A 20791-nucleotide genomic window follows, 5' to 3' on the forward strand; every position below is an offset into this window, starting at 1 on the left:
GCCATGCTGATCCAATCCCTGCGCATGACCGCACGCGACTGGCGTGCCGGCGAATTGCGGTTCCTGCTGGTGGCGCTGGTGGTCGCCGTGTCGGCGCTGGCGGCCGTCGGCTTCTTCGTCGACCGCATGCGCGCGGGCTTGAACCGCGACGCGCGCCAGCTGCTGGGCGCCGACCTGCTCGTCAACGCCGACCAGCCGCTGCGCCAGGACTGGCGCGACGAGGCGGCGCGGCGCGGCCTGCTGCTGGCCGACACGGTGACGTTCCCCAGCATGGCGCAGTCCGGGCAGGGCGATGCGTCGCAGGCGCTGCTGGCGTCGGTGAAGGCCGTGTCGACGACCTATCCGCTGCGCGGCGCCATGCGCGTGACGACGAGCACGCTCGATGCGAGCGAAGCCCTCGGCGACATCACGCACGACACCCCCGCGCCGGGCACGGTATGGGTCGACGTCAACCTGCTGCCGCCGCTGCGGATCAAGGTCGGCTCGACGATCCAGCTCGGCGACAAGCCTTTCAAGGTCGCGCGCCTGATCGCGTCGGAGCCGGACCGCGGCGCCTCGTTCGCCAATTTCGCGCCGCGCGTGATGCTGGCGCTGTCCGACCTGAAAGCGACTGGCCTCGTCGACAACTATGCGCGCGTCACGTACCGCATGCAGGTGGCGGCGAAGTCGCCGAACGACCAGGCCGCGATCGCCGGCTACGAGCGCTGGCTGCGCGGCCGGATCGCGGCGGACAACGTGCGCGGCGTGCGCATCGAGACGCTGGAAAACGGCCGTCCCGAAATGCGCTCGACGATCGACCGCGCCGAGCGCTTCCTGTCGCTCGTCGGCCTGCTGTCGGCAATGCTGGCCGCGGTGGCCGTCGCGATGGCCGCGCGCCGCTTCATGCAGCGCCACCTCGACGCCTGCGCGATGCTGCGCTGCCTCGGCATGACGCAGAACGAGGTCGGCGCGCTGTTCCTCATCGAATTCGTCATCGTCGGCCTCGCGGGCAGCGTGCTCGGGGTGCTGGTCGGCTTCGGCGCGCACTTCGTGCTGCTCGAGATGGTGAAAGGCCTGGTTCCCACCGAGCTGCCGCCCGTGTCGCTGCTGCCCGCGCTGCAGGGCATCGCCACCGGCATGCTGCTGCTCGTGGGCTTCGCGCTGCCGCCTGTGCTCCAGCTGCGCAACGTGCCGCACAACCGCGTGATCCGGCGCGAGCAGGCGGCACCGAAGCCGCTCGCTCTGGCCACGTACGGCTTCGGCGCGGCCGTCTTCGTCGGGCTGCTGCTGTGGCAGGCCGGCGACCTGCAGCTCGCGCTGCTCACGGCCGGCGGATTCGTCGGCGCGTTCGGCCTGTTCGCGCTCGTCGGCTGGCTCGCGCTGCTGTCGCTGCGCCGCCTGCGCGGCGCGTTCCGCCACCAGGCGTGGCGCTTCGCCATCACGTCGCTGCAACGGCGGCCCGGCGCGACGGTCGTGCAGATCGTGTCGCTGTCGCTGGGCCTGATGGCGCTGCTCGTGCTGACCGTCGTGCGCGGCGACCTGATGTCCGCGTGGCGCATGGCGACGCCGCCCGATGCGCCGAACCGCTTCATCATCAACATCCAGCCCGACCAGCGCGACGGCGTCGCCCGCACGCTCCGCGCGGCCGGCGTGCCCGACCCGACCTTGTATCCGATGATCCGCGGCCGGCTCGTCGCCGTGAACGGCAACGCGGTGACCGCGACCACGTACACGGACGAGCGGGCGAAAGGCCTCGCGGAGCGTGAATTCAACCTGTCCTCGACGGCGGACCTGCCGGCGACGAACGAGATCGTGGCGGGCCGCTGGTACCGCGATGCGCCGGGCGTGGCCGAAGCCTCGGTCGAGCAGGGCCTCGCGAACACGCTGCGCCTGAAGCTGGGCGACACGATGCGCTTCGACATGGGCGGCCAGATCGTCGACGCGCAGATCACGAGCCTGCGCAAGCTGGAATGGGGATCGATGCGGGCGAACTTCTTCGTCATCATCAACCCGGCCGCGATGAAGGATGCGCCGACGACGTACATGACGGCATTCCACCTGGCCGCGCGCGGCATCGGCCTGGCCAACACGCTGACGCGCGCGTGGCCGAATCTCACCGTCATCGACGTCAGCGGGATCATCCGGCAGGTGCAGGAAGTGCTGGACCAGGTCGTCGTGGCGGTGGAATTCCTGTTCATGTTCACGCTGGCCTCGGGCGTGCTGGTGCTGTACGCGGCGCTGATGGGATCGCAGGCCGAGCGCACCCGCGAAGCGGGCCTGCTGCGCGCGCTGGGCGCCACGCGCGGCCAGCTGGCGCAGGCGCAGCGTATCGAGTTCATGCTGGTCGGCGGCCTGTCCGGGTTGCTGGCGGCATCGGGCGCGGCGGCGCTGGGCTGGGCGTTGGCCAGGTACCAGTTCAAGTTCCCGTGGACGTTCGATCCGACCGTGTGGGGCGCGGGACTGGTCGTGGGCGCCGTGTGCGCGCTCGTCGGCGGCTGGCTCGGCCTGCGCAATGTGTTGCGGCAGCCACCGTTGCAGACACTCAGGGAAGCTTGACGTTCCAGTGGTGCGTGCGTTGCGCTATCATGGACGGATGTCCGATACCAACGCACCCCAAGAGTCCCAGGACGCGCAGGAAGAGACGCGCAGCCTGTACGAGATCATCGGCGGCGAAACCCGCCTGCGCGAACTGGTCGACCGTTTCTACGACCTGATGCAACTGGAGCCGGATTTCGCCGGCATCCACGCGATGCACCCCGTCCCCAACGACGGCTCGCGCGAGAAGCTGTTCATGTTCCTGTCCGGCTGGATGGGCGGGCCGAACCTCTTCATCGAACGCTACGGCCACCCGATGCTGCGCGCGCGCCACCTGCCGTTCGCCATCGGCACGTCCGAGCGCGACCAGTGGCTGCGCTGCATGGCGATGGCGCTGGAAGATCTCGGCTACGACTACGAATTGCGCCTCGCGCTGATGCAGTCGTTTTACCAGACCGCCGACTGGATGCGGAACCGTCCGCATTAATATGCCAACGCTTGAATTCATCGTGCTCGCCGTGGCGCTGCTGGTCGTGCTCGGCCTGCAGGTCGTTCTCTTGAGCCGCGCGCGCCGCGGCGGCGACGAGCGCCACGCCTTCGAACGCCTGGAGCGCGAGCTGCGCCAGGAATTGCAGACCAGCGCCCAGTCCACGCGCCAGGAACTGGCCGCGCATCTCGCGCAGAACCAGGCCGCCACCGTGCAGCAGCTGGACGGCATGCGCCAGCAGATCCAGTTGAATTCGCAGGGCGGGCGCGAGGAACAGGCGCGCGCGCTCAAGCGTTTTTCCGACACGCTGAACGGCGCGCTCGCGAACCTGACGGAATCGAACGCGCAGCGCATGCTGGAGATCCGCGCGACGCTCGAGGCCAAGATCCGCGACCTGCAGAACGATAACGCCAGGCGCCTGGAAGAGATGCGCCAGACCGTCGACGAAAAGCTGCACGCGACGCTGGAGACGCGCCTCACGGAATCGTTCCGGCAAGTGTCCGACCGGCTGGAAAAGGTGCACCAGGGCCTGGGCGAGATGCAGCAGCTGGCCGTCGGCGTGGGCGACCTGAAACGCGTGCTCGTCAACGTGAAGACGCGCGGCACGTGGGGCGAGGTGCAGCTGGAGATGCTGCTCGAGCAGATCCTCACGGTCGACCAGTACGCGAAAAACGTCGAGACCGTGCGCGGGTCGAACGCGCGCGTGGAATTCGCGATCAAGCTGCCGGGCTCAATCGACGGCGGTCCTCCGCTGTGGCTGCCCATCGACGCCAAGTTCCCCAAGGAGCAGTACGAACGCCTGCTGGAAGCGGCCGAGCAGGGCGATGCCGACGGTGTCGCGCGCTCGGGCGCGGAACTGGAACGCGCCGTGCGCGGCGAAGCGAAGACCATCTGCGAAAAATACGTGGCCCCGCCGGCGACGACGGATTTCGCCATCCTGTTCCTGCCGACCGAGGGCCTGTACGCGGAAGTGATGCGCCGCCCGGGCCTGGCCGACGACCTGCAGCGCACCTTGCGCGTGACGATCGCGGGGCCGTCGACGCTGGCGGCGCTGCTCAACAGCCTTCAAATGGGCTTCCGCACGCTGGCGCTGGAAAAACGCTCGTCGGAAGTGTGGCAGGTGCTGGGCGCCGTGAAGACGGAATTCGGCAAGTTCGGCGACGTGCTGGCGCAGACCAAGCTCACGCTGGAACGCGCCGCGAAGAACATCGAAAGCGCCGAGGTGCGCAGCCGGCAGATGGCGCGCAAGCTCAAGTCGGTGGAGGCGTTGCCGAGCGAGGCGGCGCAACTGATGTTGGGCACGTCGAGCGTCGACGCCGACGATTGAACCGCGGACATTGTTGCAACCCCGTGCCCACCCGTACCGGAAGTTTCCTGGTCGCCTGGTGGGACCGGGACCTCATCGAGTCCACTGACAAAGCAACGTCGACAGCTTCTCAGTCAACCTGAGTGCAAAATTTTTGCTTTTAATCAAATTATTATTCGTTATTCACATGCTCGAACGGACGCCATACTGTTAGCTTCTTGAACTAGTTACTTGCGAAAATGAATAGAGCTGCAGACGCCTGTCTTTCCTCTTCCATCGCGGCAAACCGTCAGTCCTTCTTTTACCCCCGTGCGAAGTCTCTTCTTGCGAAGGCCAATGTGCGCCTCGACGGCAGCGCGCCATGGGACATGCGGATTCATCGTTCCGGCGTCCTCAAGCGCGCTTTTTTGCGGGGCAACCTGGGATTGGGCGAAGCATACATGGACGGCGACTGGGATGCCGAACAGCTCGACGAATTTTTTTGCCGCCTGCTTGCAGCGCGCGTGGAGGACGACGTTAATCCGATCGGCCTGACGCTCAATCGTGTTGTCGCCGGCCTGCTCAATCGGCAGACCTTGCGTCGCGCCTGGCAGGTAGGCGAAGTTCATTACGATCTGGGAAACGACTTCTACGCTGCCATGCTGGACCCGCGCATGACGTACACCTGCGGCTACTGGAAGGACGCGGCCAATCTGGCCGACGCCCAGGAAGCGAAACTGGAACTCGTCTGCAAGAAGCTGCAACTGGAACCGGGCATGCGGGTCCTCGATATTGGCTGCGGCTGGGGCAGCTTCATGCGCTACGCGACCGAACGCTACAAGGTGGAATGCGTCGGCGTGACGATTTCGGCGGAACAGGCGAACTATGCACGGGAGCGCTACCCCGACGCCAAACTCGACTTCAGACTGCAGGATTACCGCACGGTGAACGAGCGCTTCGACCGCATCGTCAGTATCGGGATGTTCGAGCACGTGGGGCACAAGAACTACCGTACTTACATGCAGGTGGCACACCGGTGCCTGTACGACGGGGGCCTGTTCCTGCTTCACACGATAGGCCGCAACCACCGTCACGGCATCTCGGATCCGTGGATCGACAAGTATATCTTCCCGAACGGCGAACTGCCGTCGCTGGGACACATCAGCGATGCCATCGAAGGCCTCTTCATCGCCGAGGACGTGCATAACTTCGGGGCGGACTACGACAGGACGCTGATGGCCTGGCATGAGAACTTCGAAACGGCATGGCCGCGTTTCGCCGACCGGCTGGGCCAGCGGTTCTATCGGATGTGGCGGTATTACCTGCTATCGTGCGCCGGCGCATTCCGCGCGCGCGACCTGCAGCTCTGGCAATGGGTGTTGTCGAAGGAAGGCGTGCCCGGCGGCTATTCGCGTGTCAGCTGACGCCTCGCGCCGCACTTCCCAACCCGCCCGCCATAGATCATGATTTTGCCAAGATTGACTCATTTTTTTTACAGCTTCCTGCCTTCCTCCAACCAGATCGGTGCGCGCGAACGCCTGCGCAGCTGTTTCGGCGCCCTGATCGGCATCCTGATCACCGGCGCCGTGACGAGCCTCGCGTTGGGGCATTCATCGTCCGATTTGCCGCTGCTCGTGGCGCCAATGGGCGCCTCCGCAGTCCTGCTCTTCGGCATGCCTGCCAGTCCACTGGCCCAGCCCTGGTCGCTGGTCGGCGGGAACCTGATCGCGGCGCTGTTGGGCGTGACATGCGCGCGCTGGATCGACATGCCTCTGGCGGCGTCCGCGCTGGCCGTGGGACTCTCGATCGCCCTGATGTTTCCCCTGCGCTGCTTTCACCCTCCATCCGGCGCGGTTGCGCTGACGGCCGTGTTGGGCGGCCCGGCGATCCACGCCCTCGGCTACCGGTTCGCGGTGCTGCCGATCGGCCTGAACTCCCTGGTCCTGCTTGCAAGTGCGATCGTCTACCACCGCATGACGGGGCATCGTTATCCGCACCGGGCACGGGCCAGGCGCGCGCCAACGAACGACGAGAAGGCGCCGTTTACACGCGCCGACCTCGAAGCGGTGCTCATGGCGCGCAACGAAATGCTGGACATCGATGTCGGCGACCTCGAGGCGGTCCTCGGCGACGTCGAAGTGCGGGCTTATCGCCGCCGGATGGACAAACTCGACTGCGCGCGTGTCATGACGACCGGCGTCCTGGCCGTGGCGCCGACCGTCAGCGTCAGCAGTGCATGGGCGATACTCGTGCACCACAAGATCAAGGCGCTGCCGGTGCTCGACGACGAGCGCTCGGTGGTGGGCATCGTCACGCAAATGGACTTCATACGCCACGGCGCGCTTCCGCCTTTCATGGACAACACCGACGCCCGGCAGGTCGGCGACATCATGAGCGTCCCCGTCAAGACGGTGCGCGCGTCCCAGCTGGTTGCCGACCTCGTTCCGATGTTCGCCAGTTTCGGGCACCATCACCTTCCCGTCATCGATGCCGCCGGCAAGTTCGCCGGCATGATCACGCAGGCCAACCTGGTCAGAGGCCTGCACCAGCAACCAATAAGCGATGTCGATCCGCCTCGCCCTGCCGCGCCGATTGCGATGCCGGTCGAACATCCAGCGTAATCTCAACATGGACATCAATCTTGCCCGCACGTTTCTCGCAGCCGCGGAAAGTGGAAGTTTCATCGCTGCAGCCGAACGCATGCACGTGTCACAGACCGCGATCAGCGCGCGCATCCGTACGCTGGAGCAGCAACTGGGACGACGCCTGTTCGCACGCAGCAAGGCCGGTACCCGGCTGACGCTGGCCGGCGAGCATTTCATACGACATGCCACGAACATGGTGCAAATCTGGGAGCGAGCCCGCCAGCAGGCTGCCCTGCCACCAGGACGAGAAGACGGCATCAGCGTTGGCGGCGAACTGAGCCTTTGGAACCCGCTGCTTGCCGACTGGCTGATCTGGATGCGCCGGCACTGCCCCAAGATCGCGCTGCGCGCCGAAGTGGGCCAGCCCACGCATCTGCTCGACCAGGTGAAAGACGGCGCACTGGATATCGCCCTGCTCTACAATCCACCGCAGCGTCCTGGACTGGTCACGGAACTGCTGGTTGAGGAAAAGCTGATCATGATTACCTCGGATCCAGGGCAGGGGATGTATCCCGACCAGTACATCTATGTCGATTGGGGACCCAACTTCGCGGCGAACCACCAGGCTGCCTTTCCCGAATTGAATAGCCCGCCCATCTACATGTCGCTGGGGCCCCTGGCCCTGACCTACCTGTTGACGGTCGGCGGCGCCGGTTATTTCCGCATCGGCGCGGCAAAGCCCTTGCTGGAAGCTGGACTGGTGCACCGCGTCAGCGATGCACCGGAATTCTCCCACTCCGCCTATGCCGTGTACGCTGCGCAGCGCGACAACAGGACAATGGAACGTGCCGTCGCCGGGCTGCGCATCGCCGCAGCGGTACCGGAGCGCTCCGGCCAAGGGCATGCGATCGCGGCGCGCCCGCAACTGTCGCAAGCGAAATCATGCGTCAAGGCGGACGCGCTTAAATGACTTCGGATGAGCGCCGTGGGCACGTGACAGTCAAATCAGGCCCTCGAACAACAACACGTCGACCATGTCGCCAGCCTGCACCGTGCCTTGCTCATCGTGCAGCACCACCATGCAATTCGCCTCCGACATCGACCGCAGGATCCCCGACCCCTGCGCCCCCGTGATCGCGACGGCCGGCTGGCCATCCGCGCCGCGGGCCAGGATGCCGCGCTGGTATTCCGTGCGGCCCGGTTTCTTGCGGATCATCGCGGCCGAGCGGGCGCGCACCAGTTCCAGTGGCGCCTCGGCCCCCATCATGCGCAGCAGCGCCTCGCGCGCGAAGAAGTAGAACGACACCATCACCGCCACCGGATTGCCCGGCAGCCCGAACAGGAAGGCGCTGCGGCCGTTCGAGGCGATGCGGCCGAAGGCCAGCGGGCGGCCCGGGCGCATGCCGATCTTCCAGAACGTCACGTCGCCCAGGCGCGCCATGATCTGCTTCGTGTAGTCGGCCGCGCCGACGGAGACGCCGCCGGAGGTGATGATGGCGTCCGCGTTCTCGCACGCGTCGCGCAACGCCTGTTCGAGCGCCTGCGGATCGTCGCGCACGACGCCCATGTCGATCAGGTCGCAGCCCAGGCGCTGCAGCATGCCGTAGATCGTGTAGCGGTTGCTGTCGTAGACGCAGCCTTCGTCCAGCGGCTGGCCGATCGAGCGCAGCTCGTCGCCGGTCGAGAAGAATGCCACGCGCAGGCGGCGCCGCACGGGGACTTCCGCCACGCCCAGCGACGCGAGCAGCCCGAGGTCGGCCGGACGCACGATCTTGCCGGCGCGCAGCGCGGCGCTGCCGGCCTTCAGGTCTTCGCCGGCCAGGCGGCGGTTGTCGCCCGTGCGGATGGTGCCGGGTGCGATGACCATCGTGTCGCCCTCGACGCTGACGAATTCCTGCGGCACGACGCTGTCGCAGCCGGCCGGCATGACGCCACCCGTCATGATGCGCACGCATTCGCCCGCTTGCGGGCTGCCGTCGAATGCGCGGCCGGCGTACGCGGTGCCGATCACCCGCAGGCGCGCGGGCGCGTCGGCCGAGAGGTCCGATCCGCGCAGCGCGTAGCCGTCCATCGCCGAGTTGTCGTGGGCCGGCACGTTGATCGGAGAAATGATGTCGGCCGCGAGCACGCGGCCCAGCGCGGCGCGCAGCGCCACCATCTCCGTCGCGCGCACGGGCGTGACGAATTCGCGGATGATGCGCTGGGCGTCGCGCACGGGCAGGGCGTCCGGGTCGTATGCGGACAGGCAGCTCACCACGTCGGCCAGGCGCGGCACTTTCAAGGGTTCGAGTTCGCGCAATTCGTCGAGCGTGTTGATGTTGCGGAAGGCGTCGGCGTCGTCGAACAGCACCTCGGTGACCTTGATCTGCGGGTACCAGCCGTCCATGCGCCGCCCGCCGCGATCGAGGTAGGCCGACAGCACGGGCTCCAGGCCGGCCTTCAGCAGGCAGAACACGGGATGCACCTGGCGCCGGCCGTTTTCTTCGGTGACGGCGACGGCGAGATCGGCACCGGCCGCGCGCAGGCCCTCGTGCAGGCGCTCCGCGAGGTCGGCCGGCAGGAACGGCGAATCGCACGGCGCCGTGAGCAGGTAAGTCGTCGCGCAGCGGCGCAAGCCTGCCTGCAGGCCGGCGAGCGGACCCGCGTAGTCCGGCGTATCGTCCGGCCAGACCGCTACGCCGTACGCGGCATACGTATCGAGGTTGCGGTTGGCGTTGATGGCGACCGTGGCCACCTGCGGTTCGAGGCGCGCCAGCACGTGCGCGGCCATGGTCGTGCCGCCGAAGGGCTGCAGGCCCTTGTCGACGTGGCCCATGCGCGTGCCGCGGCCGCCGGCCAGGATCAGGCCGCTGATGGATTCCTTGTTCATGTTTTTTTATCCGCCGATGTAGGACATTTCGATTTTCTGTGCGCTGGCCGCCCGCGGGGAAAGGCCCGCCGTGTTGACGGTGCGCGTTTCGGAATAGCGGTCGGCGCGCGCGCGCCAGAGCCGGGCGATGGCCGTCTGCATCTCCTGGTCCGTGCGCCCGCCGCGCAGCAGCTCGCGCAGGTCGTGGCCGCGCGTCGCGAACAAACACGTGTACAGCTTGCCCTCGGTGGACAGGCGGATGCGCGAACAGTCGTGGCAGAACGCCTGCGTGACGCTGGAGATCATGCCGACTTCGCCCCCGCCGTCGACATAGCGCCAGCGCTGCGCCGTCTCGCCCGCGTAGTTGGCGCCGATCGGTTCGAGCGGCATCTCGGCCGAGATGCGGCGCACGACTTCGCTCGACGGCACGACTTCCGTCATGTTCCAGCCGTTCGACGCGCCCACGTCCATGTATTCGATGAAGCGCAGGATCGCCGGCGTGCCCTTGAAGTGGCGCGCCATCGGCAGGATCTGGCCGTCGTTCATGCCGCCCTTGACGACCATGTTGACCTTGATGGGGCCAAGGCCGGCGGCGTGGGCGGCGTCGATGCCGGCCAGGACATCGGCCACGGCGAAGTCGACGTCGTTCATGCGCTTGAACACCGCGTCGTCGATGGCGTCGAGCGAGACGGTCACGCGGTCCAGGCCCGCGTCCTTCAAGGTCTGCGCCTTGCGCGCCAGCAGCGAGCCGTTGGTCGTGAGCGTGAGGTCGAGCGGGCGGCCGGACGGCGTCTCGATGGCGCGCAGCTGTTCGACCAGGCGCTCCAGGTTCTTGCGCAGCAGCGGCTCGCCGCCCGTCAGGCGGATCTTTTCGACGCCATGGGCCACGAACAGCCGCGCCACGCGCGCGATCTCTTCGAAATTGAGCAGCGCCGCGTGGGGCAGGTAGGCGTAATCCTTGTCGAAGACTTCCTTCGGCATGCAGTACACGCAGCGGAAGTTGCAACGGTCCGTGACGGAGATGCGCAGGTCGTGCAGGGGCCGCCCGAGGGCGTCGGCGAGCAGGCCGGTCGGTGTCTCCAGCGTGTCGGGGACGGCCAGCGCGGGCGCGCGCGCGTCGGCCACCATGATGATTTTTTCAGCCATGCCAATACGATAGCAGAAGGCCGGCCAGGGCGCAGGCGAGGATGGTCTTGATCGTCCCGGTTCTGTAGCGCAATAACGCCACCGCGGCGGCCGTGCCGATGGCGATCGCGTCCCAGCGCGGCGCGCCGTGGTCGAGGAAGACGTGGGCGCCGAAGAACACGGCCAGGCTCGCGATGACGCCGACGACGGCCGCCGAGATCGCCGTCAGCGGCGCTGTCAGCCGCACGTCGCCGCGCGTGGACTCGACCAGCGGTCCGCCGGCGAGGATGAACACGAATGACGGTAAAAACGTGAAGAACGTCACCACACAAGCCGCGACCATGCCGGCCAGGAAGCGGGCGTCCGATCCGAACAGCGCATGGGTCCAGCCGCCGACGAAGCCGACGAACGCGACGATCATGATCAGGGGCCCGGGCGTCGTCTCGCCCAGCGCGAGGCCGTCGATCATCTGGCCGGCGTCGAGCCAGTGATACTGTTCGACGGCGTGCTGCACGACGTAGGGCAGCACGGCATACGCGCCGCCGAACGTCAGCAGCGCCATCTTGCCGAAGAACGCGCCCATGCGCGGCAGTTCGCCGTCCGGTCCGTAGACGAGGGCCAGTCCCGCCCAGCCAGCCAGTCCGAGCGCGCAGCCGGCCACGCCGACGGTCGCCAGGCGCCGCCAGGTGAAGCGCGCGTGGGCTGGCGTCGGCGTCGTGTCGTCGATCAGTGCCGCCGGATGCGGGGCGCCGCCGGCTGCAGTGGCGTGGGCGCTGCCCGGGTCGAACAGCGCGGGCCGCAACCGGCCGCCGACGAACCCCACCACGGCCGCGCCGAGCACGATCAGGGGGAACGGCACGCCCAGCAGGTCGATGCCGATGAACGCGGCGAGCGCGACGCCGACCAGCAAGCCATTGCGAAGCGTCCGGCTGCCGATGCGCCACGCGGCCGCCAGCACGATCGCGACGACGGCCGGCTTGATGCCCGCCATGATCCCGGCGATGGCGGGCACCTGGCCCCACGTCATGTAGATCCACGACAGCGCGATCAGGACGACCAGCGACGGCAGCACGAACAGCACCCCGGCCGCGATCCCGCCCGGCACGCGGTGCAGCAGCCAGCCGATGTAGATGGCCAGCTGCGTCGCTTCCGGTCCCGGCAGCAGCATGCAGTAATTCAGCGCATGCAGGAACCGCCGCTCGGAAATCCAGCGGCGGCGTTCGACGAGCTCGGCATGCATCATGGCGATCTGCCCGGCCGGGCCGCCGAAGCTGATGAAACCCAGCTTGAGCCAGTAGCGCAGGGCGGTGCGGAAGGAAACGGGAGCGGGCGGGGCGGACAAGGTGGTGGGCGAACGAATGGATGAGTTGCCCATCTTACACGCATCACGCGGGTGGGCGATGACTCACTTCCACCAGGATGCCGCCCGGCGCGTGAACGTAGAATAGCGTCGCCCCGCGCTGGAGCGACACGGGCGGCAGGTCCGTCACGCCCGCCGCCTCCAGGCGCGCGTGGGCGGCGTGCACGGCCGCGTCGGAGTCGACGAGGAAGCCGATATGGAAGTTGTCTGGATAGTCCTGCGCGCCTTCCGTGCGGCGCCGCGTGAGGACGAGCGCGACTCCGCCTTCGCCCAGCAGCAGGGCGAAGCCGTTATTGCCGCGCGTGTCGACCAGGCGGAAGCCGAAATGGGTGGTGAAGAAGGCGGCGGTGGCCGCGACGTCGGGGACGGGAAGGTCGAGGTGATTCAGTTGCATGACGTGCTCCGATGATGGGCTCGTACGGAACGATCCGCCGCTGAGGGCATGCGCGCACGAACCCGTTAAGCGCAATGGCGCCGGACGGTTCGTCGCGGGTACTCATGCGCGCACGCATGGAACAGAGCTTCTGCGCATGGCGCGCGAAGGGACCGGGCTTACCAAAAACGGTCCTGCCTTTTTCGACGCGGTCATCGTAGCACAGGTATAAAAAAAGGAAGCCCGCAGGCTTCCTTTTTGTCAGGGCAACGCGTTTATTGACGCGTATCCACCTGGATCAGCGGCTCGTTGACCGGCGGCGGCGCCGGCTTGCGCGTGCGGCGCGGACGTGCCGGCGGCTCCGCCTGCGCGGCCGCTTCCTGGGCGGCGCGCAGCTTTGCCGGATCCGTCGACGCCAGCGTCAGGCCGGCCTTCTCCAGCACCTCGTTCAGGTCGGCCGGCGCGGCAGCCACGGAGGCCGGTGCGACGGCGGCAACCGGTGCCGCTTGCGCGACGACAGGCTGTTCAGTCTCGGCAGGCGCTGGCGCCGGAGCCGGAGCCGGAGCCGGAGCCGGAGCGGGCGCAGCGGCCGGGGCTTCGACAGGCGTTTCGACCGGCTGGGCGGCAACATCGGCCTCGGCCTTGTCGGCCACGGCAGCGGCAACCGACTCGGACGTCGGGAACGGCCACGGCGTCTGGGCGGCCGGCGCCGCCTCGACGACGGGCTCGGCCGGTGCAGCAGCCTGCGCAGCCGCAGCCGCAGCGGCAGCGGCCTGCTCGGCATGGACGCGGGCAGCTTCCGCCTGCTCGGCAGCGGCCTTCTCGGCCGCGGCTTTCACTGCTGCAGCCTTGACCGATTCCGAGGTCGGGAACGGCCACGGACCCAGGGCAACCGCCTTGGCGGGTTTGGCTTCAGGCTTGGCTTTCGCGGCCTTCGCTTCGGCCTGGACCTTGGCGGCTTCTTCGTCGGCCACCGGCGTGAAAGCCGGGGCTTCGCCTTCGACGACGTCCTGCTCGGCGCCCTCGACCTGGTCGCGGTCGCGACGGTTGCGGTTACGGCCGCCGCGACGGCGACGGCGGCGCGGCTCGTCGCCGTGCGCGTCGGTGTCCAGTTCCTCGCCATCCGGGCCTGCGGTCGCTTCCGCCACGTTCGCCGTCACCGGCTTCAGTGCTTCCGGGATCTCCGGCTCGCCGGCCAGCGTGATGGCCGCCTGGGCCGCCACGGCCTGGGCCGCGTTCAGCTCCTCGGTCTTGGCTTCCACCGGGGCGCGCTCGGCGCGTTCGGTGCGTTCCGTACGCTCGGCACCTTCACGCGGCGGGCGCGGCTGGCGCGGTGCGCGTTCCGGACGTTCGCCACGCTCCGGACGCTCGCCGCGTTCCGCGCGCGGGGCCTGCGGTTGTGCATCCGCCGTGACGGCGGCCTGTTCGCGCGGCTCGCGGGCTTCGCGCGGTTGACGCGGCTGGCGCGGCGGACGTGCCGGCTTGCCTTCGGCCTCGACCGGCTTGGCGCCTTCCACGGCGGCGTTCGCATCGCGTTCCTCGCGCTCGGCGCGGTTGCGTCCATTGCCGCCGGCGGTGGCGTTGCGGCCGCCGCGGGCATTGCGCTGGCCACGGTTGCCACGCTCGCCGCGTTCGCCGGCGGCCGGTGCCGCTTCAGCGGGCTTGGGCGGGGCGACCGGTGCGGGCGGCGGCGCGATTGGGGCCGGACGGCCGAAGAAGAAGTTGCGCAGCTTGGCCAGGAAACCTTCCTGGGCCGGCGGCGTCCAGGCGGCAGCGGCGGGCGCGGCGGCAGGTGCCGGGGCGGGTGCCTCGACCGGCTTGGCCGGCTGGCGGTCGACCATCGGTGCCGGCTGGGCCGGGGTGATCGTCTTGACGACGGCTTCCTGGCGCGGCTTGGCTTCTTCCTTCTGGCGCTTGGCGAACGCCATGTCGGTGTCGGCCGACTCGGCCATCGTGTAGCTGGCGGCGTCGTCGTCCAGGCGCGGATCGTCGTGCTTGATGCGCTCGAGCTTGTAGTGCGGGGTTTCCAGGTGCTTGTTCGGAACCAGGATGACCGTGATGCGGTGGCGCGTCTCGATCTTGAGGACTTCGCCGCGCTTTTCGTTCAGCAGGAAAGCGGCGACGTCGACCGGGACCTGGACGTGGATCGCGGCCGAGTTTTCCTTCATCGCCTCTTCCTGGATGATGCGCAGCACCTGCAGGGCGGACGATTCGGTATCGCGGATGTGGCCGGTGCCCGAGCAGCGCGGGCAGGTCACGTGCGAACCTTCCGACAGCGACGGACGCAGGCGCTGGCGCGACAGTTCCATCAGGCCGAAGCGGGAGATCTTGCCCATCTGGACGCGTGCACGGTCGTGGTGCAGGGCATCCTTCAGGCGCTGTTCCACTTCGCGCTGGTTCTTGGCGACTTCCATGTCGATGAAGTCGATGACGATCAGGCCGCCCAGGTCGCGCAGGCGCAGCTGGCGGGCCACTTCGTCGGCCGCTTCCAGGTTCGTGTTGAACGCGGTGGTCTCGATGTCCGAGCCGCGGGTGGCGCGGGCCGAGTTGACATCGATGGAGACGAGGGCCTCGGTGTGGTCGATCACGATCGCGCCGCCGGACGGCAGCGGGACGGTACGCGAGTACGCGGTCTCGATCTGGTGTTCGATCTGGAAGCGGGAGAACAGCGGCACGTCGTCCGTGTAGCGCTTCACGCGGTGCGCCATGTCGGGCATCACGTGGCTCATGAACTGCTGGGCCTGGTCGAAGATCTCGTCGGTGTCGATCAGGACTTCGCCGATGTCGGGCTGGAAGTAGTCGCGGATCGCGCGGATGACCAGCGACGATTCTTGATAGATCAGGAACGGACCCGGAGCCGACTTGCCGGCGCCTTCGATCGCGCGCCACAGCTGCATCAGGTAATTCAAGTCCCACTGGAGTTCTTCGACGTTGCGGCCGATGCCGGCGGTGCGGGCGATGACCGACATGCCTTGCGGCAGGTCCAGCTTGTCCATCGTCTCGCGCAGTTCCTGGCGCTCCTCGCCTTCGACGCGGCGCGACACGCCGCCGCCGCGCGGATTGTTCGGCATCAGGACGAGGTAGCGGCCGGCCAGCGAAATGAACGAGGTCAGGGCCGCGCCCTTGTTGCCGCGTTCTTCCTTTTCGACCTGGACCATGATTTCCTGGCCTTCGCGCAGGGCTTCCTTGATCGTGCAATTGCGGACGTCGACGCCGTCGCGGAAATAGGAGCGGGCAACTTCTTTGAAGGGGAGGAAACCGTGGCGCTCTTCGCCGTAGCTGACGAAACAGGCTTCAAGAGAGGGTTCGATGCGGGTGATGACGCCTTTGTAGATGTTCGACTTTCGCTGTTCGCGACCGGCGGTCTCGATATCGATGTCGATCAGTTTCTGGCCATCGACGATCGCTACGCGCAGCTCCTCCTGCTGGGTAGCGTTAAACAACATACGTTTCATTTTTATAAACTCCGCGACCCGTGGGCCGTTTCATGCCGTCTTTATGCAAGAGCGGCGAAAGTACAGGGATGTACGCGGTGAAGGGAGTGTTGGCGGTGGTATGCCCGGGGTGTGGCACGGCATTGCCGGCCACAGGGCGCAGTGGCGTCGAACGACATTGCCTCGCGCACGAGCGTCCTCGCCGGCCCGGGCGGCCCGATCGGGGCGGCACAGGGGCAGGCAAGCGGTGCGACACAGCCAGATCTTCAGTGGGCGCGCATGCCGGGGAGCCGAAGGGTGCTGCCGAAACGGGCGCTCCGGGGCGTGAAGACCGCAGTGCGTGCTGCGCACCTGCTTGATCTTCCCGGATGACTGTCTCCAACAACACTGCTACAGCTCACGACGGTCTAGCGGCTCCTTACTTCGGGTCGGGCGAACGGCAAGCGTTATCGACGCCATCACCCGGCGAGCCGACCCTGCGGCCGGCTTGCCGGTACTTATCCTTACAATTCCAAACAATCCAATCCTGCATCCTGTGCGGCTACCCGGTTGCAACTGCGGTGCAACCCAGGTTCGCACAGGAATGTGCGTACACGTCTAGAAATCCTTGAAATCCGCCGCTGCGCTTTCGCATTGTCGCTGCGATGCCGCGACACTACTGCCGCTTGCGACGGTTTGGGGATTCCGTTTTTTTCCATCGAATTTGCATTTTGGCGGGGCCGATGGAGACGCCCCTGTGTAAAATATCGTTTTAATTCTTACACCTGCAGAGGTTTGACCGCCGCCTGTCGATTATATATTCAAAATGAAGGACTTAGAGAGAATTTCTGGGAAGACAGAGCGAATGACCATGCAAAACGATGTTGTTCCCCCTTCATCACAGACAGATAGCCGCCCCCCTGCCACTGCTCAGTTTGTCACAATCACCGAGGAAGAAGCAGGCCAGCGCATCGATAATTACCTGCTGCGCGTCTGCAAGGGTGTCCCAAAAAGCCATATCTACCGCATTCTCCGCTCCGGCGAAGTGCGCGTGAACAAAGGCCGCATCGATCAGTTGTACCGCCTGGTAACGGGCGACATCGTCCGCATCCCGCCTGTCCGCATCGCCGAAAAGGCCGCGGGCAGCGCCCCTGTGCCGGGCGCGGAATTCGCCATCGTGCACGAAGACAGCCACCTGCTCGTCATCGACAAGCCGGCCGGCGTGGCCGTGCACGGCGGTTCGGGCGTGTCGTATGGCGTCATCGAGCAATTGCGCGCAGCCCGGCCGGATGCCAAATTCCTGGAACTGGTGCACCGCCTGGACCGTGAAACGTCCGGCTTGCTGTTGCTTGCCAAGAAACGCTCCGCGTTGACTAGCCTGCACGAGCAAATGCGCGACGGCACAACCGACAAGCGCTACCTGACGATGGTGGCCGGCGACTGGCGCAATCCGCGCCAGCACGTGAAGCTGCCGCTGCACAAATACACGACGCCGGACGGCGAGCGCCGCGTCGTCGTGCAGGCGGGCGGCCAGGAAGCGCATACGGTATTCAACCTGCTGCGCAAATGGCCGGCGTTCGCGCTGCTGGAGGCGGAACTCAAGACGGGGCGCACGCACCAGATCCGCGTGCACCTGGCCTCGAGCGGCTTCCCGATCCTCGGTGACGAGAAATACGGCGATTTTGCGCTCAACAAGCAGCTTCAGAAGGCAAATGATGCACGCGGTGCCTTGCGCCGCATGTTCCTGCACGCGTACCAGATCACGTTCCAGCACCCCGAGACGGGCAAGCCGCTCACCCTGAAGGCGCCGTTGCCGGCGGAATGCGAGCGTTTCTTGGTAAGCTTGGGGCCAGCGCAGGAACTCAAAACACGCAGCACCCATCGATAACGCGGAATGAGGAGCCGGCGCCACGAGCGCCGGGAGACATGGCAAGAAAGCAATTCGATCTGATTGTCTTCGATTGGGACGGCACGCTGATGGACAGCACCGCCACCATCGTCAAATGTATACAGTCTGCAGCCAAGGACCTGGGCCTGGCTGTTCCAAGCGACGCCGCGGCGTCGCACGTGATCGGCCTCGGCCTGGGCGAAGCCATGCAGGCCGTCATGCCGAACATCGACCCGGTCCTTTATCCGCGCATGGTCGAACGCTATCGCTACCACTTCCTGACGAAAGACCACGAACTGGTCCTGTTCCAGGGCGTGCGGGCGATGCTGGAGGAGCTTTCCCAGGAGGGCTATTTCCTCGCGGTGGCGACCGGCAAGAGCCGGGTCGGCCTGAACCGCGCCCTGAACGCGGCGGGGCTGCTGTCCGTGTTCGATGCGACCCGTTGCGCCGACGAGACATTTTCCAAACCGCACCCGGCAATGTTGCAAGAATTGACAAGGGAACTCGGCCAGGACATGCGGCGCACCGTTATGATCGGCGACACGACGCATGACTTGCTTATGGCAAATAATGCCGGCGCCGCCGGCATCGCCGTCGAGTATGGCGCCCATCCAGTCCAGCAGTTGCAGGCATGCCATCCGGTTTTCACGGCAAAGAACGTGCCCGAATTGCATCAGTGGCTGGTCGAGAACGCATGAGCGATACCGAAGACGTCTACATTTGCGATTCCGCGACCGTCGAGGACGGCGGCAAGGGCGTCCGTTTCCCCGTACTGGCGTTCGGTGACGATGCCACCGGTTTCGTCGTACGCTTCGGCGGCAGGATCTACGCCTACCTGAACCGTTGCGCCCACGTGCCGATCGAACTGGACTGGTTCAAGGGCGAATTCTTCGAATCGAGCAAGCTTTATCTCATGTGTTCGACGCATGGCGCCATCTATTTGCCCGAGAGCGGCGCCTGCGCAGGCGGTCCTTGCCGCGGCGGCAAGTTGCGGCCGATTACCGTGCGGGAAGCCGATAACCGGATTTATTGGCAACCGGACCAGCATATCCGTCCGCCGACAGCGGGCCTGCGCGACAGCCAGATGGGGTAACCACACCAGGTATCTATGAGCGACAACACCAGGAACGACAATCCGAACGACAACCGAACGGCCGCACCGACGACCTTCAGCAGCTGGGAGCGCGAGACCCTGGAACGTCTCGTCTTTGCCACCGTGCGCGAGCAGCGGGCTGCGCGCCGCTGGGGCATCTTCTTCAAGATGTCCTTTCTTCTGGTGGCATTTTTCGCGATCTGGGCGTATTTCGACTTCAACTTCGGCAGTTCGGACATCGAGGCGCTGGGCCGCCACACCGCGCTGATCGAGATCGACGGCGCCATCGAGGACGAAGGCAGCGGTGCCGCCGATACCGTCATCCCGTCGCTGAACAAGGCGTTTTCCGATCCGGGCTCGGCAGCCATCGTCCTGCGCATCAACAGCCCGGGCGGCAGTCCCGTGCAGGCGGGCATCATCGTCGACGAAATCCAGCGCCTCAAGAAGGGGTATCCGAACAAACCCGTGTACGTGGTCGTGGACGAGATCTGCGCATCGGGCGGCTATTACATCGCAGCGGCGGCCGACAAGATCTACGTCAACAAGGCCAGTATCGTCGGGTCGGTCGGCGTCCTGATGGACGGCTTCGGCTTCACCGGCCTGATGGACAAGCTCGGCATCGAGCGCCGCCTGCTGACGGCGGGCGAGAACAAGGGCTTCCTCGATCCGTTCAGCCCGCAGTCCGACAAGCAGAAGCAGCATGCGCTCGAGATGCTGAACGAAATCCATGAGCAATTCATTGCCGTCGTGCGTGCCGGACGCGGCAAGCGCCTGAAGGAAAATCCGGAAATCTTTTCCGGCCTTTACTGGACCGGGGCCAAGGCGGTCGAGATGGGCCTCGCGGATGGCTTCGGCACCGTGGACACGGTCGCACGCGATGTCGTGAAGGCGGAAGACATCATCGATTACACGGCGCACGAGGGCTTGCCGGAGCGTGTGCTGAAGAAATTTGGCGCGTCGGTCGGCGCCGGTGCGGTGCATTCGATGTACCGGGGTGCCGTACCCAGCTTGCGCTGAGCACGGGCATCGGGCGACTGATATGTCTCAATATTGGGCTTGAAACTTACAAACGGTGGGCTATAGTTGGTGTGTAGCTGTTTCGGCGTGAGCGACAAGAAACCAGCCTGTTCTTGGCGTTGCTGGAACCGCTTCAGACCCGCATCCGTGCGGTTTCGAGAGAATTCAATTCCTCAAGCTGGAGTCCCAATCGGGAAGGAAACGACGGCGTACGCCGTCGTTTTCATTTTGGGCGTTCGTCGTCGGGCGCGCCTGGAATCGATTTCACATTTGCTAACGGCGTAGCTGACGACCGTGACGTCGAGCGCGGGCCGCCATGCACGACCACCTTCCGGCTCAGGAGTGCGCCTTCGTCCGCTTGCTGCGATGTCTCGGCGATATCGCTATCAAGACTGCCCGGCTCAGGCTGGTGAAAGCCGCCTGTCTCCAGCCAGGCCTGAAAACGGCGCTGAGCCTGCTCATACCATGCGGCGCGCATCGGCAGCTGGTGTTCAAAACAATGTACATGCGGGATGTCGCCACCGCGCGTCCAGCGCGCCAGCGCAAGCCGAGTCGGGAAAATCGCGGCGTATTCAAGGGCCACCTTCGTCCCGCTGCTTGTGGCCGAGGATGAAGACGGGGTGCTATGGTTCTGCTTTTTTTCGATCTGCACGTTTGCCTCGTGGTTTGGGGGTTAATCCGATGTGCCGGATGGTGCGGCCCACCCTTAGTCCTACACTCAGTAACTGTAGGTCGATTCCTAATCAGGTTTCAGTGTATCAACGGGACATAGTCAATTCTTGAGATGTGTCAAACGAATTCTT

At 66.1% G+C, this 20791-nt stretch carries 16 protein-coding genes; 10 read left to right on the plus strand and 6 right to left on the minus strand.

What is annotated here, in order from left to right; translation table 11 throughout:
• Positions 1 to 3: 3 nt before the first annotated feature.
• The 6 genes from ACEN9G_RS18760 to ACEN9G_RS18785 all read left to right on the plus strand — a co-directional run bounded on the left by ACEN9G_RS18760 (position 4) and on the right by ACEN9G_RS18785 (position 7841).
• Entirely contained in the window at positions 4 to 2535 is a 2532-nt protein-coding gene (locus ACEN9G_RS18760) for an ABC transporter permease (RefSeq protein ID WP_483126838.1), read from the plus strand.
• 37 nt (positions 2536 to 2572) lie between these two features.
• Positions 2573 to 3001, plus strand: a complete 429-nt coding sequence (locus ACEN9G_RS18765; RefSeq protein WP_413341285.1) for a group II truncated hemoglobin — start codon at positions 2573 to 2575, stop codon at positions 2999 to 3001.
• 1 nt (position 3002) lies between these two features.
• Positions 3003 to 4328, plus strand: a complete 1326-nt coding sequence (locus ACEN9G_RS18770; protein ID WP_413341287.1) for a DNA recombination protein RmuC — start codon at positions 3003 to 3005, stop codon at positions 4326 to 4328.
• Positions 4329 to 4546: 218 nt separating this feature from the next.
• On the plus strand, positions 4547 to 5710 hold the full coding sequence (cfa, locus tag ACEN9G_RS18775) for a cyclopropane fatty acyl phospholipid synthase (protein ID WP_413341289.1): 1164 nt from the start codon (positions 4547 to 4549) through the stop codon (positions 5708 to 5710).
• A gap of 39 nt (positions 5711 to 5749) precedes the next feature.
• Entirely contained in the window at positions 5750 to 6907 is a 1158-nt protein-coding gene (locus ACEN9G_RS18780) for an HPP family protein (RefSeq protein ID WP_413341290.1), read from the plus strand.
• Positions 6849 to 7841 carry a LysR family transcriptional regulator gene (locus ACEN9G_RS18785; protein WP_413341292.1) on the plus strand — a complete coding sequence of 331 codons (993 nt, stop codon included), beginning with the start codon at positions 6849 to 6851 and terminating at the stop codon, positions 7839 to 7841. The genes ACEN9G_RS18780 and ACEN9G_RS18785 overlap by 59 nt, the downstream gene beginning before the upstream one ends.
• A 30-nt stretch (positions 7842 to 7871) precedes the next feature.
• Here the strand turns inward: ACEN9G_RS18785 and moeA are convergent, their stop codons facing one another.
• The 5 genes from moeA to ACEN9G_RS18810 form a co-directional block, all read right to left on the minus strand.
• Positions 7872 to 9740, minus strand: coding sequence for a molybdopterin molybdotransferase MoeA (moeA, locus tag ACEN9G_RS18790; RefSeq protein WP_413341294.1), 1869 nt, complete (start codon positions 9738 to 9740; stop codon positions 7872 to 7874).
• 6 nt (positions 9741 to 9746) lie between these two features.
• A complete protein-coding gene (moaA, locus tag ACEN9G_RS18795) occupies positions 9747 to 10865 on the minus strand; it encodes a GTP 3',8-cyclase MoaA (protein WP_413341296.1) in 1119 nt (372 codons plus the stop codon).
• Positions 10858 to 12219 carry a chromate efflux transporter gene (chrA, locus tag ACEN9G_RS18800; RefSeq protein WP_483126839.1) on the minus strand — a complete coding sequence of 454 codons (1362 nt, stop codon included), beginning with the start codon at positions 12217 to 12219 and terminating at the stop codon, positions 10858 to 10860. The genes moaA and chrA overlap by 8 nt, the downstream gene beginning before the upstream one ends.
• Positions 12220 to 12229: 10 nt before the next feature.
• Positions 12230 to 12598 (minus strand): VOC family protein, encoded by a 369-nt coding sequence (locus ACEN9G_RS18805; RefSeq protein WP_413346216.1) that lies wholly within the window; start codon positions 12596 to 12598, stop codon positions 12230 to 12232.
• 254 nt (positions 12599 to 12852) lie between these two features.
• Positions 12853 to 16032: an Rne/Rng family ribonuclease gene (locus ACEN9G_RS18810; RefSeq protein ID WP_483126840.1), complete on the minus strand. Its 3180-nt coding sequence runs from the start codon at positions 16030 to 16032 to the stop codon at positions 12853 to 12855.
• A gap of 829 nt (positions 16033 to 16861) precedes the next feature.
• Here ACEN9G_RS18810 and ACEN9G_RS18815 point away from each other — a divergent pair.
• Genes ACEN9G_RS18815 through ACEN9G_RS18830 form a run of 4 tightly spaced genes read left to right on the plus strand, consistent with a single transcriptional unit; the run spans position 16862 to position 19988 of the window.
• Positions 16862 to 17878, plus strand: coding sequence for an RluA family pseudouridine synthase (locus ACEN9G_RS18815; protein WP_413337269.1), 1017 nt, complete (start codon positions 16862 to 16864; stop codon positions 17876 to 17878).
• 38 nt (positions 17879 to 17916) lie between these two features.
• Entirely contained in the window at positions 17917 to 18576 is a 660-nt protein-coding gene (locus ACEN9G_RS18820; RefSeq protein WP_413337265.1) for an HAD-IIIA family hydrolase, read from the plus strand.
• Positions 18573 to 18971, plus strand: coding sequence for a Rieske (2Fe-2S) protein (locus tag ACEN9G_RS18825; protein WP_413337264.1), 399 nt, complete (start codon positions 18573 to 18575; stop codon positions 18969 to 18971). Before ACEN9G_RS18820 ends, ACEN9G_RS18825 begins: the two co-directional genes overlap by 4 nt.
• Before the next feature lie 15 nt (positions 18972 to 18986).
• Positions 18987 to 19988, plus strand: a complete 1002-nt coding sequence (locus ACEN9G_RS18830; RefSeq protein WP_413337263.1) for a S49 family peptidase — start codon at positions 18987 to 18989, stop codon at positions 19986 to 19988.
• A 223-nt stretch (positions 19989 to 20211) separates the two neighbouring features.
• On the opposite strand, the gene ACEN9G_RS18835 is transcribed toward ACEN9G_RS18830, so the two are convergent.
• The gene (locus tag ACEN9G_RS18835; protein WP_413337262.1) at positions 20212 to 20640 is read right to left on the minus strand and encodes a hypothetical protein; all 429 of its coding nucleotides are present in this window, start codon (positions 20638 to 20640) and stop codon (positions 20212 to 20214) included.
• Positions 20641 to 20791: the final 151 nt, after the last annotated feature.

This window comes from Massilia sp. Masssp94 (assembly GCF_059491305.1).

Bases quoted from the DNA above. Each gene is read 5' to 3' on its own strand.
- moaA (WP_413341296.1), bottom strand. From the start codon at position 10,865: ATGGCTGAAAAAATCATCATGGTGGCCGACGCGCGCGCGCCCGCGCTG.
- ACEN9G_RS18830 (WP_413337263.1), top strand. From the start codon at position 18,987: ATGAGCGACAACACCAGGAACGACAATCCGAACGACAACCGAACGGCC.
- ACEN9G_RS18760 (WP_483126838.1), top strand. From the start codon at position 4: ATGCTGATCCAATCCCTGCGCATGACCGCACGCGACTGGCGTGCCGGC.
- ACEN9G_RS18815 (WP_413337269.1), top strand. From the start codon at position 16,862: ATGCAAAACGATGTTGTTCCCCCTTCATCACAGACAGATAGCCGCCCC.
- ACEN9G_RS18785 (WP_413341292.1), top strand. From the start codon at position 6,849: ATGTCGATCCGCCTCGCCCTGCCGCGCCGATTGCGATGCCGGTCGAAC.
- ACEN9G_RS18780 (WP_413341290.1), top strand. From the start codon at position 5,750: ATGATTTTGCCAAGATTGACTCATTTTTTTTACAGCTTCCTGCCTTCC.
- moeA (WP_413341294.1), bottom strand. From the start codon at position 9,740: ATGAACAAGGAATCCATCAGCGGCCTGATCCTGGCCGGCGGCCGCGGC.
- ACEN9G_RS18810 (WP_483126840.1), bottom strand. From the start codon at position 16,032: ATGAAACGTATGTTGTTTAACGCTACCCAGCAGGAGGAGCTGCGCGTA.
- ACEN9G_RS18825 (WP_413337264.1), top strand. From the start codon at position 18,573: ATGAGCGATACCGAAGACGTCTACATTTGCGATTCCGCGACCGTCGAG.
- chrA (WP_483126839.1), bottom strand. From the start codon at position 12,219: ATGGGCAACTCATCCATTCGTTCGCCCACCACCTTGTCCGCCCCGCCC.
- cfa (WP_413341289.1), top strand. From the start codon at position 4,547: ATGAATAGAGCTGCAGACGCCTGTCTTTCCTCTTCCATCGCGGCAAAC.
- ACEN9G_RS18770 (WP_413341287.1), top strand. From the start codon at position 3,003: ATGCCAACGCTTGAATTCATCGTGCTCGCCGTGGCGCTGCTGGTCGTG.
- ACEN9G_RS18765 (WP_413341285.1), top strand. From the start codon at position 2,573: ATGTCCGATACCAACGCACCCCAAGAGTCCCAGGACGCGCAGGAAGAG.
- ACEN9G_RS18820 (WP_413337265.1), top strand. From the start codon at position 17,917: ATGGCAAGAAAGCAATTCGATCTGATTGTCTTCGATTGGGACGGCACG.
- ACEN9G_RS18805 (WP_413346216.1), bottom strand. From the start codon at position 12,598: ATGCAACTGAATCACCTCGACCTTCCCGTCCCCGACGTCGCGGCCACC.